The following is a 15724-nucleotide window of genomic DNA, read 5'->3' as shown; positions in this document are numbered from 1 at the left end:
CTGCGTAAAGGCGTTTATCCTGAAACGGTATCTGGAAAGCGTGGCTTAAAATCATCGGCGTGAGCCTTTATCGTTGGAGGAAGTCCTGGTGCTATCAAATCAGATAACTTACTGAAAGGCGAGAAAGTCTGGAGCGACAACAATGCGATCTGATAGGGTGGTGAGTGCATAAAAAAAAGAAATTGGGTCGTTCCTCGCCTGGATAAGAGGCAAATATCCGCGCTACATTTGAGGTAAATGCTATGCAACAAATTGATTTTTATATGGTAGATGCTTTTGCTACCGCAACGTTTGAGGGCAATGCCGCTGCGGTTTGCCCGCTGACCGAATGGTTGCCGGATGAGACATTATTAAACATGGCAAAGCAGCATAACCAGTCGGAAACCGCCTATTTTGTCACCAATGATAATGGTTTTGAGCTGCGTTGGTTTACGACTCAGGGGGAGATTAACCTCTGCGGCCATGCAACCCTGGCTGCCGCTCACGTTATCTTTGAATATCTTGATTACCCCGAGGCGACGATTCATTTCGATACTCGATTCGTCGGGCCGCTCACGGTGACCCGCAACGGTGAGTGGTTAACGCTTGATTTTCCCGCCTGGAAAACAGAACCCGTGGTTCCCCCAGCGTTATTGCTGGAAGCATTGGGGATAACAGAATACAAAGAAGCTCGCGTCGCGCGTGACTATCTGATTGTGCTGGAAAATCAGCAACAGGTAGAGGCGCTGCGCCCGGATATTCATGCCATGATCCCGCTGGGGAAAATGGTCTGCGTGACCGCCAAAGGCGAGGGAACATACGATTTTGTCAGCCGTTTCTTCTGTCCTGGCGAAGCCGTTGCGGAAGACCCTGTTACGGGGTCAGCCCATAGCATGCTGATCCCTTATTGGGCGGAAAAACTCAGCAAAACGAACATGCTGGCGCATCAAGGCGTTGAGCGTGGCGGGGAGTTACGCTGTCAGTTTACGGGGGATCGCGTGCACATCGGTGGGCAGGCCACTACGTACCTGATAGGTAAAGTGCTATTACGGTAGGTATCGTGCAAGCGCGCATGGGGCGGTTGTGTTCAACCGCTTTTTTTCGCGTTTTATGCGAACATTAAGATAACCTTAAGAAGATCGCATCCAATGCTAATGAGGGGCAAAAATTTATTATTAGTATCAGGTTTACATTGTTTTCATGAATACTAGTTATGAAATTTGATACTCGTTTGACGGCTTCCGTCGTATTGCTTGCTGGTTTATCGGTGCTATTTCCTTTTGCTGCGGACTGGCACGTTCCGCTGCTGGGTGGCGTCGTGGTGGCCTGGATTGAGAATGGCCAGGCGCTCTGGTTGTTGTGTGGTGCGCTGTTTACCGTCTGGTATATCAGACCGCTCTCGCGCCCCGAAGGTGCAAAGCAGTTCTGGCTGTGGGCCGCGCTGTGGTGGGTGGTTTTACTGGGACGAAGCACCAGTTGGGGACGCGTCTATTTTCCGCAGGTACCGCATATTGTTTTCAAAATTATCTCGGTCATATTGATTGGCGCACTGCTGCTGTCGCTGCTGTCGCGTAACTTGCGTAGCGAAATTAAGCGACGGATGAAGGAACAACCAATACCGCTTTGGTTGCTGGTGGTCACGGTGGCCACGTTCTTAATCTCGGATACTGTAGAACATCATCGTTTGCTGGCACCGCTGTTTGTTCGCGATCTGCATTATGCCGATATGATGGAAGAGCTGTATGAAACGCCGTTCATGATAGGGCTGCTAATGATGACGCACTATTTTATGCGTGCGGATAAAACTGCAGAAACGAAATTAACGATCGCTTATCAATAGCGATGTAACGCGCCTCAGCGTTCAGGGCACTGAGGCGTGTTTTATCAGTTAACGGAAACCGGTTTTTCTTGTTCCGCTTCGTTTTTATTCAACAGCCGGGTAGCAATAACCCCGGACATCATTGAACCATTCACGTTCAGCGCTGTACGTGCCATATCGACAATCGGTTCAATTGCAATAAAGATACCGACCAACGCGACCGGGAAATTAAGAGTGGAGAGGACAATCAGCGCGGCAAATGTTCCGCCGCCGCCAACGCCTGCCACACCGATGGAACCCAGCGCGATGGCGGGGAGCAAGGTCAACAAAAAATGCACTGAGAACGGATCGATACCCAGGGTTGGCGCAATCATGGCCACCATAATCGCCGGATAAATCCCGGCACAGCCGTTTTGTCCCATGCTGGAGCCAAATGAGGCGGCGATATTGGCAATAGTACCCGGTACGCCGAATTTCTCCTGCGCGGTAATCGCCAGCGGAATGGCCGCCGCGCTGCTGCGGGAAACAAAGGCAAAGGTCAGCACTGGCCAGACGGTTTTATAATAGCGCAGCGGATTATGACCGCTCAGCACCAGCAAAATCGCATGCACAATAAACATCATTGCCACCGCCAGATAGCAGGCAACAATAAAGCCAAGCAGGCTGGTAAATTGCGCCAACTGATAAGTGGAGAAGACTTTTGCCATTAATGCCAGCACGCCATAAGGCGTGAGCGCAATAACGATACGCACCATCTTCATTACCCAGAATTGAATGGCATTAATCCCGACGCTTAATTTTTCACCTTCTTCCGGTGCCTCTTTCTTCACTTTCAGAAGTGCAACGCCCGCCAGCAGGGTAAATATCACAATCCCGATCACCGAAACGCTTCTTGCACCGGTCAGGTCAAGGAAAAGGTTGGTTGGAATTAATGACGTGATGAGCTGTGGCAGTGAAACGGCGGCCGTTTTCGAGACGTCATCAGCCGTTAAGGTGGACTGCATCTGCCCGAAGGTGCTGGCGTTGAGCCCAATAACGTGGGCGGTTGTCAGGCCAATAAATCCGGCGATCATGACCAACACTAGCATACAAGCGACAATAGTCAGGGACAGTTTGCCGATCCCTGCGTTATTTTCGAGCTTATTAATGGCAGACAGAATGGAAATAAAGATCAGCGGAATCGCGACCAATTTTAATAAATTCACATACCCGTTACCAATGACGCTATACCAATCAATAATAGTGGCTTTGCTGCCAGAAGAGATAAAGTGAAGAGAGAGCCCAAGGATCGCACCCATGAAAATGGCGACGAAGACCGAGCGGGAGAGCGATTGACTGCGTTTATCTATTTCGAAAATGCCCCATGAGCAGATCAAAAAAAGCGCAATATACGCGAGCGTAGTGAACATCTTTAAGCCTCTTGCCCCATTCAGCACCTGAAATGCCGGAAAGAGTTGTTTTCAATTAATTAACCTATTATCCCGGATGGATAATAATGACGCGGCGAATTATAAAGAGTAAAACTCTGCAATGTCACACAAAAAGTGTGATTTTATGCGTTTGCTGCCCCCTGATGCTATTTACGGTCTACACCATCATTGGCGGCTTGTTTTCAGCACAGGGATCTCGTAGGTTGTTTTTTTCTCTCCATTCGGGGGCAGTATGCAGGCTTTACTGGTTATTGATATGCAACGGTTTGTCAGCGATAGAATCGCGCGCGGGATAACCTATTTTCCCGCTAACAGCATTGAAAACATGAAATCCGTTATTGCCGCTTTCCGCTCAGCCGGAAAACCGGTGATTCACGTTCGTCACGAAACAACGGAACCGGATTCTGACCTACATAAAAGTTCACCGCATTATCCTCCCGTCGTCGGCTTTGAAGAGCAGGGCGAGGAAACGGTCTGGATTAAACAGACGTCTTCAGCGTTTAGTTCTACCCACCTTCAGGGCTGGCTGCAGCGGGCACAGATAACCGAGCTGACGGTGATTGGCGCCGTGGCCGGTTTTTGCGTGAACTCAACGGTTCGCTCTGGATCCGATTTGGGCTTCAAAATGACGGTGGTGCGCGATGCTGTCCTGAGTTTCCCGCTAGAAAATGCCGGACTGAGCGCAGAGAACATCTTCAACGTCACGCTTGGATTGCTGGAAGCGGGCTTTGCCAGCGGTGTTAACGCGGCTGAACTGGTGTTGCAGAGTCACTGATTTTATAAAATATGGCTGACAGCGTGTTTATTGTTCTCTTAGTAGCATAAACACGCTGTTTTTGAAGGTAGTGGTGTCGCTTCTCTCGAGGGTTATAGTTTTTCACCTAGCATTTTATGCTGCCTGGTGTCTTATTATTCCCAGGCGTGCGGCGCGAAAAGATAGCCTTTATTTCGCACGGTTTTAATGCGGTAAGGTTCGGTCGCGCTGTCGAGCAGCTTCTTACGCAGGCGTGAAATCGCCACATCAACGCTGCGATCCATACCGTCGTAAGTCACGCCGCGCAGATTTTTTAATAGCGCATCACGGTCCATAATTTGCCCCGCGTGGGTAGCGAGCTCCCAAAGAAGATCGAAATCCGCCGTCGACAGTGCAATGTTATCACCGCTTAACAATACCTGGCGATTGACCGGGTCAATGGAGAGCGTGCCGAAGCAAATGGCTTTATGCGGCGTCAGCGTGGGTTGTGCCGGTGCCGTGCTGTTTGCGGAGGCCGGGCGCTGGCGCAGATGCAGACGCAGACGTGCTAGCAGTACCGCCGGGGGCGTCGTTTTGAGTATGTAATCGTTAGCGCCCATTTCCAGCGACAGAATATGGTTCATGTCGCTATCGAGCGAGGTGAGCAGCACAATAGGGCCGGCCCATTGACCGCGCAGGTCGCGGCATAGCGTCATGCCATCTTTGCCTGGCAACATGATATCCAGCAGCACCAGGTCAGGATTTTCCCGGGTAATCGTCGCCTCGGCGTTATCACCACGCGGCTCGACCACCACTTCCATATCATGCTTTCCGAGATACGCGGCGATCAGCGCCCCAACATCCGGATCATCCTCAACATAAACGATCTTATTCATTACTCTACGCACTGGCGGAAAAAAGGCTACGATACACTGAGCGTCCGTTGCTCGCCATCATTCCTTTCTTAATTTCCGCGTATCATTAACCATTCATTAATAAGCAGACTTCCGTTATGCTCGGACAACATGTTGTTTATTGGTGAACAAAAAAATGGGGTTGTTAATTAAAGCGCTGCTGGGAGCGCTAGTGGTGGTGTTGATTGGGGTATTAGCGAAAACTAAAAACTACGCGATCGCCGGTTTGATCCCGCTATTCCCGACCTTTGCACTAATTGCGCACTACATTGTCGCCAGCGAGCGTGGCACCGAGGCGCTGCGTGCCACCATTGTTTTCGGCATGTGGTCGATTATTCCCTATTTTCTCTATCTGCTGTCGCTGTGGTATTTCACCGGCATGATGCGCCTGCCGCTAGCCCTGGCAGGCGCGGTGGCCTGCTGGGGCGTCAGCGCCTGGCTGCTTATCTTTCTGTGGGGACGTTTCCACTAAACGCTAAACCAACGGGCGACCACCATCGACGGCGAAGGTGCGCCCGGTGACGTAACAGCTGCCGAGGATATACTCAACGAGATCGATAATCTCTTTCTCCCCGGCGGCAATCTTCATCAGCGACTTGTTGAGCGCTTTCTGACGATATTCCGCATCATCCCCTTCATTAAACAGCACCAGCGCCGGGGCAATCGCGTTTACTTTGACCTCCGGCGCCAGTTTGCGAGCAAATGAGCGGGTCATATTATCCAGCGCAGCTTTACTGGCGGCATAGGCGATGTGCTTATCGCTGCCGCGCTCTACAACGTAGTCGGTGAAGTGAATAATATCGCCCTCAGCATGACCGTGGCCGCGCAGCATATCTTCCAGCGCATGGTTAAGCAGGTAGGGGGCATGGACGTGAATTTGCATCATGGCGTTCAGCACATGGCTCAGCGATGCGCCCGGAGTCTCTGCCAGCCAGCCGCTGGCGTTATGAATGACCGCGCGCAGGCCGGAACAGTGGCTTCTTACCGCATCCGCAAACGTATAAATGCCTTCATCGGTAGAAAAGTCTGCCTGAATACAAACCGCGCCTGCTCGCTGCATGACATCGATGGCGGGATAGTGAGTCCGGTAGCTTAAAATAACCGGTTGCTGCTGGGTGAGAAAATGGTGGGCAAGGGCGAGGCCAATGCGGCGGCCTCCACCGGTTATCAAAATTGGGCGTGATAGCATGTTTCCCATCGTACTCTCCTTATATTGCAGACGATGGGGCCACGCGCGTCACCCCACCAGCATCCATGTTGCCGGTACGGCGGCAACCAGAAGCAAACCAATTAATGCCAGTTCGCGACGCTTCAACATGACGTTGTCGACATGGGTGCGGCGCGCATAAATAAAGACCAATAGCCCCGGTGCATAGAGTACGACCGACAGCAGCAGGTGCATGGGGCCAGAAGCATACAATAACCATAAGCCATAAACACAAGCGCCGACACCAATTACCTTATGTAACGGACGATTCGCAATTTTTAGCAGGAATGCGCCGACCAGGAAATAGGGAACGAGGATCATTTCAGAGGCGATGGTCAGCAGCGTATTGTAGTCTGAGCTGGTTAGCCAGATCAGCACCAGACTTGCCTGAACGCTAATATTAGTCAACCAGAGCGACGCCGATGGTGCGTTATTCGCATTCTGGCGCGCAAAAATACGCGGGAATGCCTTATGCGTAGCGGCCAGCAGCGGGACTTCCGCCGCCATAATCGTCCAGCTCAGGTACGCGCCGCAGACCGAGACAATCAGCCCGGCAGCAATCACCACTTCGCCCCATGAGCCCATCATGCGCACCATCAGGCCTGCCATCGACGGGTTACGCATTTCCGCGAGTTCTGGGCGCGGGACCACGCCCATCGACAGCAGCGTAACCAGCAAATAGACGCCCAGCGCGGAAATCACGGCCAGCAGCGTCGCGCGGCCGACATCCTTTTTATTACGGGCACGAGCGGAAACCACCACCGCGCCTTCCACGCCGATAAATACCCACAGAGTAATCAGCATGGTATTTTTCACCTGCTCCCAGACCGGCACGCCTAAATCAATGCCGTGGAAATCCAGGGTGAAGGTGTCGCTGTTGAAGGCAATGGCGGCAAGAACGATAAACAGCCCCAGCGGCACCAGCTTCGCGAGCGTTGCCACCAGGTTAATGCCAGCGGCGGTCTGCACGCCGCGGAGCACCAGAAAATGGACCACCCACAGCAGAACCGACGCGCCAACGATGGACTGCCAGGTATTGCCATCGCCGAAAAAGCGCAGTTCGGGCGTATCGGTAAAGAAGCTCAGCGCGGAGAAGACAATGACCAGATACGACACGTTAGCAATTACCGCGCACAGCCAATAACCCCATGCGGAGCAAAAACCGATCAGTTCGCCGAAACCTTCGCGCGCGTAGGTAAAGATGCCGCCGTCGAGATCCGGGCGAATACGGGTCAGCACCAGCATCGCGATAGCCAGGAACAGAATGCCCACGCCAGTAATCGCCCAGCCAATCAGCAGCGCGGCAGGGCTGGCAACTTCCGCCATGTTTTGCGGCAGACTAAAAACGCCCGCCCCGAGCATAGAGCTCAGAACCAGTGCCGTCAGAGCACTAAGCCCTAATTTCTTTTCCATGTGAATCCTGTTGTGGAAGAAGACGAACCAGAATATTTATTTGGCGAAATCGCATAAAAATGGAGGATTGCGCTGAGGCGGCGATTTTACGGAGAGCAGTGCATACATGCAACAATGTATGTCTTAAAAAGTCGCGATAATGGATTTTGGGGAATAAAAATGGAATGTTCGGGCGTTGGTGCTGGTGTAAAAATGGGCGAATGCCAGAACGAGCGTGTGATGATGGAAAAAGCCGGTGATAGATTCACCGGCTTTTTATGATTACTTGTACAGGTCGGCGCTGATGGTGACGTTGCCGCCACGCTCTTGCCACTGACGCGTAATGTGGTAGTACTTCGCGCCTTTCTTGGCAGCACGTTTGGCTACCTGATAGGACACTTCGGTCATGTTGCCGTAGTTGCCGGTGAACTTGACGCTGTCGAACGGCACCATCTGTGCAGCAGCGATTTTGTTCAGCTCTTCAACTTTTGTGCCGTCTGGCAGCGTGACGCTGTAACGTCCACCCTTAGAGGACTGGGTTTCGAAGAACCGGCCTACGCCGGTGCCTGAACCTACGGCAGCGGTGGTAGCAACGCCTGGGATTTCAACCTGTTTAGCGGCTTCACCGCCTGCGGCCAGGGCTTTACGACCTGCGTCGGAGTCAGCAGGAATTGCATCCGGGCTCTGCAGCACACGTTTTTCCGCATCGGCTTTATAAATGTAGGCGGTGACGCGCTGGTTGCCGCCGTCGTTGGCATCAACCTGACGAACGATAAAGAAGGAAGCGGCGCCTTTGGCTTTTGCGGCTTTGGTGATGGCATCGTTCACTTCTGGCTGGCTGCGGTAGAAGCCCTGCACGGTAACGGTGTCGTAAGGCACCAGGGCAACGGCCTGATCTTTTGGCAGTTCTACAATACCGTTGATGACGCGGTTCTTAGGCGCATCCGCTTTGCCTGCATCGGCTTTATAGAAATCGGCCGTTACGCGCCAGTTCCCGCTGCTGGCGAAATCTGAGGTATCGACAACATAAAAGGAGGCCGCGCCTTCTTTGTCCGCTTTACGGGAAACTGCATTGACGGCATCGCCAATGGAGTTAAAACGGCCGGTCACGACAACGCGGTCGTATGGCTTCAGTGCGGACGCTTGCTCCGGGGTCAGCTCGGTAGCTGCATGAGCGGACAAGGCCGCGGCAGACAGCATGGCGGACACGAGGAGGGTGTTCTTAAGCTTCATAAAAATAATCCTTCGCCTTGCGCAAACCAAAATCGGAAATGTTGTAAACGGGAAACGCCTGATTATGGCATTGAAATGACGCTACTGTCTGCGTCATTTTTCACTTCAGATGCGAACTCGATGACGGTTTTGGATAACTTTTCCTGATATGTTGAAAAAACGGGCGCTTGACCAGAAAAACCGGTCAACTATATGACTTTTTTAAGTTAATGGAATGTTAATTCGCATATCCTGTCCGCAAAAAATCATGTTTTCACTCGTCGATGAAGCGAATTATGAGGCTCGCTAAACAAATCGGGGTAAATATCGCTGTTTGTAACCGTCATCACTCGGTGTTTGGCATTTAATGCAAAAATAGTGTTTTCCGGAGCTAGATCACAATCGTGATTTTCAGTAGGTTATAGACAGTTTGTTACTGTTTTATTTATTCAGGTTGCTCGCCTGTTTGTTCGCTTACGGGTCATCCGCAACACACTGACAAAATAGCAAACCATCAAATAAAAACCGATGTAAGGGAATAGTTATGCGTATTGGTGTACCAAAAGAGAGGTGGGCCCAGGAAACGCGAGTCGCAGCAACACCGAAGACGGTGGATCAGCTGCTTAAGCTCGGTTTCAGCGTGGCAATTGAAAGTGGTGCAGGAAAACTGGCAAGTTTTGATGATGAGGCATTTGTTCAGGCTGGGGCAGAAATCGTCACAGGCGACGCAGTCTGGCAGTCAGAGGTTATCCTCAAAGTAAATGCGCCGCTGGATGAAGAAATTACGCTGCTGAATCCGGGCACGACGCTGATTAGCTTTATCTGGCCTGCGCAAAACGCTCCGCTGATGGAGAAGCTGGCCGCCCGTGGCATTAACGTCATGGCGATGGACTCCGTGCCGCGCATTTCCCGCGCGCAGTCCCTCGATGCCTTAAGCTCGATGGCCAATATCGCCGGCTACCGTGCGATTGTTGAAGCGGCTCATGAATTTGGTCGCTTCTTCACCGGCCAGATCACCGCGGCGGGTAAAGTCCCTCCGGCAAAAGTGATGGTGATTGGTGCGGGCGTCGCAGGCCTTGCGGCGATTGGCGCTGCGAACAGCCTCGGTGCGATTGTCCGCGCCTTCGATACGCGTCCAGAAGTTAAAGAACAGGTGCAGAGTATGGGCGCCGAGTTCCTTGAGCTGGACTTCAAAGAAGAAGCGGGCAGCGGTGATGGCTACGCTAAAGTGATGTCCGAAGCGTTTATCGCGGCGGAAATGGCGCTGTTTGCCGCGCAGGCAAAAGAGGTCGACATCATTGTCACCACGGCGTTGATCCCGGGTAAACCGGCACCGAAACTGATCACCCGTGAAATGGTGGACTCCATGACCCCGGGCAGCGTGATTGTTGACCTGGCGGCGCAAAACGGCGGTAACTGCGAATACACCGTGGCGAACCAAATCGTCACCACGCCAAACGGCGTGAAGGTTATTGGTTATACCGACCTTGCTGGTCGTCTGCCAACGCAATCCTCCCAGCTGTACGGTACCAACCTGGTTAACCTGCTGAAGCTGCTGTGCAAAGAGAAAGACGGTAACGTCACCATCGACTTTGACGACGTCGTGGTTCGCGGCGTGACCGTGATCCGCGAAGGCGAAGTCACCTGGCCGGCACCGCCGATTCAGGTTTCTGCGCAGCCTCAGGCGGCGAAAAAAGTGGTTGAAGAGCCAAAAGAAGCGGCTAAACCGGCTTCACCATGGCGCAAGTACGCGCTGATGGCGCTGGTGATTATTCTGTTTGGTTGGCTGGCGAACGTCGCGCCAAAAGAGTTTCTCGGTCACTTTACGGTGTTCGCGCTGTCCTGCGTAGTGGGTTATTACGTGGTGTGGAACGTGTCTCATGCCTTACACACGCCGCTGATGTCGGTCACCAATGCCATCTCTGGCATTATTGTGGTCGGGGCGCTCCTGCAGATTGGCCATGGTGGCTGGGTCAGCTTCCTGAGTTTTATCGCGGTATTGATCGCCAGCATTAATATTTTTGGTGGTTTCACCGTCACTCAGCGCATGCTGAAAATGTTCCGCAAAGGATAAGGGGTAGCACATGTCTGGAGGATTAGTTACAGCTGCATACATTGTTGCCGCTATCCTGTTTATTTTTAGCCTTGCAGGGCTGTCCAAACACGAAACGTCACAGCAGGGCAACTACTACGGTATGGCCGGTATGGCCATTGCGCTGGTGGCAACCATCTTCGGGCCGGATACCAGCAACGTGGCGTGGATCCTGCTGGCGATGATCATCGGTGGCGCGATCGGTATTCGCCTGGCGAAGAAAGTGGAAATGACCGAAATGCCGGAGCTGGTAGCGGTTCTGCACAGCTTCGTCGGCCTGGCGGCGGTGCTGGTGGGCTTTAACAGCTACCTGCAGCACGAAACCGGCATGGAGCAGATTCTGGTCAATATTCACCTGACCGAAGTGTTCCTCGGTATCTTCATCGGTGCGGTGACCTTTACTGGTTCTATCGTGGCGTTCGGCAAGCTGTGCGGCAAAATGTCGTCTAAGCCGCTGATGCTGCCAAACCGTCATAAGCTGAACCTTGCGGCGCTGGTGGTCTCATTCCTGCTGCTGGTGGCGTTCGTTCGTACCGATAGCGTCGGGACTCAGGTGCTGTGTCTGCTGGTGATGACCGTTATCGCGCTGGCCTTTGGCTGGCACCTGGTCGCCTCGATCGGTGGTGCAGATATGCCAGTGGTGGTCTCTATGCTGAACTCCTACTCCGGTTGGGCGGCGGCAGCTGCGGGCTTTATGCTCAGCAACGACCTGCTGATCGTGACCGGTGCGCTGGTAGGTTCTTCAGGTGCCATCCTGTCGTACATCATGTGTAAAGCGATGAACCGTTCGTTCTTTAGTGTTATTGCCGGTGGCTTTGGTACTGATGGTTCCTCTACCGGTAGCGACGAAGAAGTCGGCGAGCACCGTGAAATCACTGCGGAAGAAACCGCTGAAATGCTGAAAAACTCCCACACGGTTATCATCACTCCAGGCTACGGTATGGCGGTGGCGCAGGCGCAGTATCCGGTGGCTGAAATCACCGAGAAGCTGCGCGCACGCGGCATTAAGGTACGTTTCGGTATCCACCCGGTTGCCGGGCGTTTGCCGGGCCATATGAACGTGCTGCTGGCGGAAGCGAAGGTGCCTTACGATATCGTGCTGGAGATGGACGAGATTAACGACGACTTCTCCGATACCGACACGGTGCTGGTTATCGGTGCGAACGACACCGTTAACCCAGCCGCGCAGGACGATCCGAAGAGCCCAATTGCCGGGATGCCGGTTCTGGAAGTGTGGAAGGCGCAGAACGTTATCGTCTTCAAGCGCTCAATGAACACGGGCTATGCTGGCGTGCAGAACCCGCTGTTCTTTAAAGAGAACACCTCTATGCTCTTTGGTGATGCTAAAGCAAGCGTAGATGCGATTCTGAAAGCGCTCTGATTGGTCGTTTAAAAATGAAGCCGTCGGGTCAAAACAGACCGGCGGCTTTTTTATTTGTCTCTTGATTGCTTTTGGTCAAAAATTGCACACTCAACGGTGTTATACTACTTCAAGTCGTCCACACCTAAGAGGAAGTTATGGATACCTTGTTATCGCCTGCACAACTGGCCATCGAATATCTCCGCCGTGAAACCACGCCTTTAACCCCCGCGCAGTACCTGAAACGCGTTAAGCAGCTTGAGCTGGAATTTGCCGACCTGATGTCGCTTTCCGCCATTGAGCTCAAAGAAGAAATCGATTTTGCCTGGCGACTAGGGCTCCACTGATAGGTGTGTGATAGGTAGCCCGGCCGAGAAATGCGATGCCGGGGAACTTACATCAGACATAAAAAAACCGGCTCAGCCGGTTTTTTTAATACCCTCACCAGGACCGTCAATCGTCCTCTTCGTCATCCATTTCAACCGGCGTCTGGTAATCATTTGGCTTAATCGCCAGCAGATCGCAGCGCAGGTGGTCAATGACCTGTTCCGCCGTATTACCAAGGAACGCCGCGGAAATACCGGTACGGCCAACCGTTCCCAGCACAACGATACCCGCATCCAGATGTGCGGCCAGATCCGGGATCACCTCTTCAGGCAACCCTTTCTCAACGTGGGTGAATTTTTCGTCGATACCAAATTTCTGACGCAATGATTTCATCGCCAACAGGTGCTGACCGCGAATCGCATCGTTATACACGCTTGGATCAAAATCAGGCAGTTCAATCGCGATATTGATAGGCGTGACAGGATAGGCACCAATCAGGTGAACCTCGGTATGGTTAACCTGTTCAGCCAGTTCAATCGTTTCTTTTACCAGTTTCTCGTTCAGCGCGTTGTGGTATTCCTCTTCGCTGGCGAGGTTGACGGCCACCAGCGCTTTACCGCCTTCTGGCCATGGCTGGTCTTTCACCATCCACACCGGACAAGGGCATTTGCGCAGCAGGTGCCAGTCGGTTGGGGTGAAGATGACCGACTCCAGCTTGTCATGCTGGTGGGCCATTTTCAGCATCAGGTCGTGGCCACCGCTGATCACCTCCTGAATAATCGCTTCGAATGGGCGATTGTGCCACACCACTTTAATTTCCAGCGGTACACCCGCTTCCAGGTAGAATTTAGCCTGCTCGCGGATCCATGCGGTTCGCTGGCTAATTACGCCCTGGCGCATGGCGGTGCGCTCGTCAGGAGACAAAAGGGTGGTCATTTCATAAGAGAAGTCATAGATGGGCAAAAAGGCTTTGATGCGTCCGCCAATCCGTTGATGCAGATAGACAGCGCGTCGCAGCGCCGGCTGATCGTCCTGGTTCGGATCGATAGCAACGAGCATATTTTGATACTTGGCCATACAGGTCTCCTTACAGCTGTAACCACAGTTTGTCAGTAAAAGATAACTCATATATGAAGAATGAAACAGGGGATAACCTTTGCCAGATCAATAAACAGGATAAATTTGATGCGTATGACAGATACCGCTGAGCACGAGTAGCAGTAGGATAATAGGGTGAGTTTCGGCTAACAGAGCCAATAAAAAACCCCGAGAATTCGGGGTTTTCAGACAGGAAAGGGCTGAAGCTATCAGGCAACGTTACGGGAATGACCCGCCAGCACCGCCAGCGCCTCGCTGTTTTCGATGGTGATGTATTTGCCTTTGACCGCCAGCATGCCGCTTTTCTGGAAACGACCCAGCAGACGGCTGATGGTTTCTACCGTCAGACCGAGGTAGTTACCGATATCGCCACGAGTCATCGTCAGGCGGAATTCACGAGGAGAGAAACCGCGCTGCGCGAAACGGCGAGACAGGTTGTAGATAAAGGCAGCCAGACGTTCTTCCGCATTTTTCTTCGACAGCAACAGGATCATGTCCTGATCGCCTTTGATCTCACCGCTCATCAGACGCATCATCTGCTGGCGCAGGTTTGGCATCTTACCGGATAAATCGTCCAGCGTTTCGAACGGGATCTCACAAACCATTGAGGTTTCCAGTGCCTGAGCAAAGCTTGGGTGATGGCCTGTCCCGATGGCATCAAAGCCCACTAAATCACCGGCCAGATGGAAGCCCGTAATCTGCTCATCGCCCTGTTCGGTGATGGTGTAGCTCTTGATAGTACCAGAGCGAATGGCGTACAGAGACTTCAGTTCATCACCGGCCTTGAAGAGGGTTTGCCCTTTCTGAATGGGCTTTTTGCGCTCGATAATATTATCCAGCTGATCAAGCTCATGCTCATTAAGAGTGAACGGGATGCAAAGCTGGCTGATGCTGCAATCCTGACAATGGATAGCGCAACCGCCAGACTGAATGCGTCGTATAATTCTCTTTTCCGGGATCATAGGTCTGCTCAAGCCGTAATTGATATTAGTCAATTTTAACATCTTTTTATGGAGCAGGTAAGTCTCGGCGTAGGGATTCACCCAATATTAAAAAGGGATAGTTCCCATTGAGATATATCCGATTGATATATCTCATGAATTTTCAGGAGTGATTGTGAAAGCAGATGTCATAACCAGGCTATAAGGCACAGAAAATCAAAGGAGCAGGTAGCCTTCATGGCGTAAAAGCCACTCTTTTCGCTGTACGCCACCCGCATAGCCCGTCATGGTGCCGTTACGTCCAATCACGCGATGGCAAGGAACGACAATGCTGACAGGATTAGACCCGTTTGCCGCCCCCACGGCTCGCGCTGCCCCTGGGCGGCCCAACTGTTCGGCAAGCTGCCCGTAATGCATAACCTGTCCGCATGGGATGGTGCGTAGGGTCTGCCAGACTTCACGCTGGAAGTCGGTACCCCCCGTCGCCGTTGGCAGCGTTTCAATCACGGCCAGGTCGCCTTCAAAGTAATCCGCGAGCTTTTGGCTCAACCCACCGGGATTACGGGAAGCGACACGCGTATAACCTTCATGACGGTAATGAATGTCCAGCAACTGCTCCATACGGTCGCTGTGCTCTTCCCATTCAATCGCCCGCAGGTGAAAATTCTCATCGCACAGGATCCAAAGCGGCCCCACCGGGGTAGCAATTTTGTCTTCGAGCAAAACCAGCATACGTACGCTCTCATTTAAATGAATTATTCCTATACTCCACCATACCATGTGTATACGACGATGCTCTATACCCCAAACGTATAACCATGTAAAATACATGGATTTATATAACCAATCTTGATTGTGTGAATTAAGGGGATATAAAAATTAAATTTTGTGGATGGAGGGGAATATAAAATAATGTATAACGGACTATAAGTAAGCTATTGAATAGCGGGGTAATGAAGGGCGGGAGCATCCCCTGTAATAAAAATCGGGGCCTGTCGACATCGCCAGACCCCGCAGCAACCACACAATTGTGTCCATACTTGTTCCCACTTTTGCTCCGAACAGCGGGTATTACTATTTATAACGGGTTCACGTTAATTTTCCAGATAATTCTTGGTGATTTATTTCACGTATTTGAAATGCGCTTTTAATATTAATTCTCAATATACGATATTTAAGCATGAATTAATTTATACAAATAAATAATGAGTTGCGAATGA

General features: G+C 52.0%; 15 protein-coding genes. 7 read left to right on the top strand and 8 right to left on the bottom strand.

Going from position 1 to position 15724, the window contains the following annotated elements; all coding sequences use genetic code 11:
* Positions 1 to 242 precede the first annotated feature (242 nt).
* Entirely contained in the window at positions 243 to 1034 is a 792-nt protein-coding gene (locus ACH1XZ_RS05865) for a PhzF family phenazine biosynthesis protein (protein ID WP_395594764.1), read from the top strand.
* A 158-nt stretch (positions 1035 to 1192) separates the two neighbouring features.
* Positions 1193 to 1819: a hypothetical protein gene (locus ACH1XZ_RS05860; protein ID WP_395594763.1), complete on the top strand. Its 627-nt coding sequence runs from the start codon at positions 1193 to 1195 to the stop codon at positions 1817 to 1819.
* A 44-nt stretch (positions 1820 to 1863) separates the two neighbouring features.
* On the opposite strand, the gene ACH1XZ_RS05855 is transcribed toward ACH1XZ_RS05860, so the two are convergent.
* Positions 1864 to 3207 (bottom strand): cation:dicarboxylate symporter family transporter, encoded by a 1344-nt coding sequence (locus ACH1XZ_RS05855; RefSeq protein WP_395594762.1) that lies wholly within the window; start codon positions 3205 to 3207, stop codon positions 1864 to 1866.
* A gap of 253 nt (positions 3208 to 3460) precedes the next feature.
* Here ACH1XZ_RS05855 and ACH1XZ_RS05850 point away from each other — a divergent pair, with 253 nt between their 5' ends.
* Complete coding sequence (locus ACH1XZ_RS05850; protein WP_395594761.1) at positions 3461 to 4003, top strand: isochorismatase family protein; 543 nt, start codon at positions 3461 to 3463, stop codon at positions 4001 to 4003.
* Between the two features lie 134 nt (positions 4004 to 4137).
* Here ACH1XZ_RS05850 and rstA read toward each other — a convergent pair whose 3' ends face one another.
* Complete coding sequence (rstA, locus tag ACH1XZ_RS05845) at positions 4138 to 4857, bottom strand: two-component system response regulator RstA (RefSeq protein ID WP_395594760.1); 720 nt, start codon at positions 4855 to 4857, stop codon at positions 4138 to 4140.
* Between the two features lie 154 nt (positions 4858 to 5011).
* Between rstA and ACH1XZ_RS05840 the strand changes: the two genes are divergently transcribed.
* On the top strand, positions 5012 to 5347 hold the full coding sequence (locus ACH1XZ_RS05840; protein ID WP_035895486.1) for a GlpM family protein: 336 nt from the start codon (positions 5012 to 5014) through the stop codon (positions 5345 to 5347).
* A gap of 3 nt (positions 5348 to 5350) precedes the next feature.
* Here ACH1XZ_RS05840 and folM read toward each other — a convergent pair whose 3' ends face one another.
* The 3 genes from folM to ydgH form a co-directional block, all read right to left on the bottom strand.
* The gene (gene folM, locus ACH1XZ_RS05835; protein WP_395594759.1) at positions 5351 to 6073 is read right to left on the bottom strand and encodes a dihydromonapterin reductase; all 723 of its coding nucleotides are present in this window, start codon (positions 6071 to 6073) and stop codon (positions 5351 to 5353) included.
* 39 nt (positions 6074 to 6112) lie between these two features.
* Positions 6113 to 7495 carry an amino acid permease gene (locus ACH1XZ_RS05830; RefSeq protein WP_395594758.1) on the bottom strand — a complete coding sequence of 461 codons (1383 nt, stop codon included), beginning with the start codon at positions 7493 to 7495 and terminating at the stop codon, positions 6113 to 6115.
* Positions 7496 to 7756: 261 nt separating this feature from the next.
* Positions 7757 to 8707, bottom strand: a complete 951-nt coding sequence (ydgH, locus tag ACH1XZ_RS05825; protein ID WP_395594757.1) for a DUF1471 family protein YdgH — start codon at positions 8705 to 8707, stop codon at positions 7757 to 7759.
* 523 nt (positions 8708 to 9230) lie between these two features.
* Here ydgH and pntA point away from each other — a divergent pair.
* The 3 genes from pntA to ACH1XZ_RS05810 all read left to right on the top strand — a co-directional run bounded on the left by pntA (position 9231) and on the right by ACH1XZ_RS05810 (position 12485).
* Positions 9231 to 10760, top strand: a complete 1530-nt coding sequence (pntA, locus tag ACH1XZ_RS05820; RefSeq protein ID WP_395594756.1) for a Re/Si-specific NAD(P)(+) transhydrogenase subunit alpha — start codon at positions 9231 to 9233, stop codon at positions 10758 to 10760.
* Between the two features lie 10 nt (positions 10761 to 10770).
* On the top strand, positions 10771 to 12159 hold the full coding sequence (pntB, locus tag ACH1XZ_RS05815; RefSeq protein ID WP_395594755.1) for a Re/Si-specific NAD(P)(+) transhydrogenase subunit beta: 1389 nt from the start codon (positions 10771 to 10773) through the stop codon (positions 12157 to 12159).
* 137 nt (positions 12160 to 12296) lie between these two features.
* Positions 12297 to 12485: a YdiH family protein gene (locus ACH1XZ_RS05810; RefSeq protein WP_035895467.1), complete on the top strand. Its 189-nt coding sequence runs from the start codon at positions 12297 to 12299 to the stop codon at positions 12483 to 12485.
* A gap of 106 nt (positions 12486 to 12591) precedes the next feature.
* Here ACH1XZ_RS05810 and uspE read toward each other — a convergent pair whose 3' ends face one another.
* From uspE to ogt, 3 genes are all read right to left on the bottom strand, one after another.
* Positions 12592 to 13542 (bottom strand): universal stress protein UspE, encoded by a 951-nt coding sequence (gene uspE, locus ACH1XZ_RS05805; RefSeq protein WP_395594754.1) that lies wholly within the window; start codon positions 13540 to 13542, stop codon positions 12592 to 12594.
* A gap of 230 nt (positions 13543 to 13772) precedes the next feature.
* Complete coding sequence (gene fnr, locus ACH1XZ_RS05800; protein WP_395594753.1) at positions 13773 to 14525, bottom strand: fumarate/nitrate reduction transcriptional regulator Fnr; 753 nt, start codon at positions 14523 to 14525, stop codon at positions 13773 to 13775.
* Positions 14526 to 14720: 195 nt separating this feature from the next.
* Positions 14721 to 15236: a methylated-DNA--[protein]-cysteine S-methyltransferase gene (gene ogt, locus ACH1XZ_RS05795; protein ID WP_395594752.1), complete on the bottom strand. Its 516-nt coding sequence runs from the start codon at positions 15234 to 15236 to the stop codon at positions 14721 to 14723.
* Positions 15237 to 15724 lie beyond the last annotated feature (488 nt).

The organism is Kluyvera chengduensis (assembly GCF_044197065.1).
GTDB lineage: Bacteria > Pseudomonadota > Gammaproteobacteria > Enterobacterales > Enterobacteriaceae > Kluyvera > Kluyvera ascorbata_C.
This window is presented reverse-complemented; position numbering and strand designations above follow the sequence as displayed.

Coding starts and splice junctions, on each gene's coding strand:
- ACH1XZ_RS05865 (WP_395594764.1), top strand. CDS start 243: ATGCAACAAATTGATTTTTATATGGTAGATGCTTTTGCTACCGCAACG.
- ACH1XZ_RS05860 (WP_395594763.1), top strand. CDS start 1,193: ATGAAATTTGATACTCGTTTGACGGCTTCCGTCGTATTGCTTGCTGGT.
- ACH1XZ_RS05855 (WP_395594762.1), bottom strand. CDS start 3,207: ATGTTCACTACGCTCGCGTATATTGCGCTTTTTTTGATCTGCTCATGG.
- ACH1XZ_RS05850 (WP_395594761.1), top strand. CDS start 3,461: ATGCAGGCTTTACTGGTTATTGATATGCAACGGTTTGTCAGCGATAGA.
- rstA (WP_395594760.1), bottom strand. CDS start 4,857: ATGAATAAGATCGTTTATGTTGAGGATGATCCGGATGTTGGGGCGCTG.
- ACH1XZ_RS05840 (WP_035895486.1), top strand. CDS start 5,012: ATGGGGTTGTTAATTAAAGCGCTGCTGGGAGCGCTAGTGGTGGTGTTG.
- folM (WP_395594759.1), bottom strand. CDS start 6,073: ATGGGAAACATGCTATCACGCCCAATTTTGATAACCGGTGGAGGCCGC.
- ACH1XZ_RS05830 (WP_395594758.1), bottom strand. CDS start 7,495: ATGGAAAAGAAATTAGGGCTTAGTGCTCTGACGGCACTGGTTCTGAGC.
- ydgH (WP_395594757.1), bottom strand. CDS start 8,707: ATGAAGCTTAAGAACACCCTCCTCGTGTCCGCCATGCTGTCTGCCGCG.
- pntA (WP_395594756.1), top strand. CDS start 9,231: ATGCGTATTGGTGTACCAAAAGAGAGGTGGGCCCAGGAAACGCGAGTC.
- pntB (WP_395594755.1), top strand. CDS start 10,771: ATGTCTGGAGGATTAGTTACAGCTGCATACATTGTTGCCGCTATCCTG.
- ACH1XZ_RS05810 (WP_035895467.1), top strand. CDS start 12,297: ATGGATACCTTGTTATCGCCTGCACAACTGGCCATCGAATATCTCCGC.
- uspE (WP_395594754.1), bottom strand. CDS start 13,542: ATGGCCAAGTATCAAAATATGCTCGTTGCTATCGATCCGAACCAGGAC.
- fnr (WP_395594753.1), bottom strand. CDS start 14,525: ATGATCCCGGAAAAGAGAATTATACGACGCATTCAGTCTGGCGGTTGC.
- ogt (WP_395594752.1), bottom strand. CDS start 15,236: ATGCTGGTTTTGCTCGAAGACAAAATTGCTACCCCGGTGGGGCCGCTT.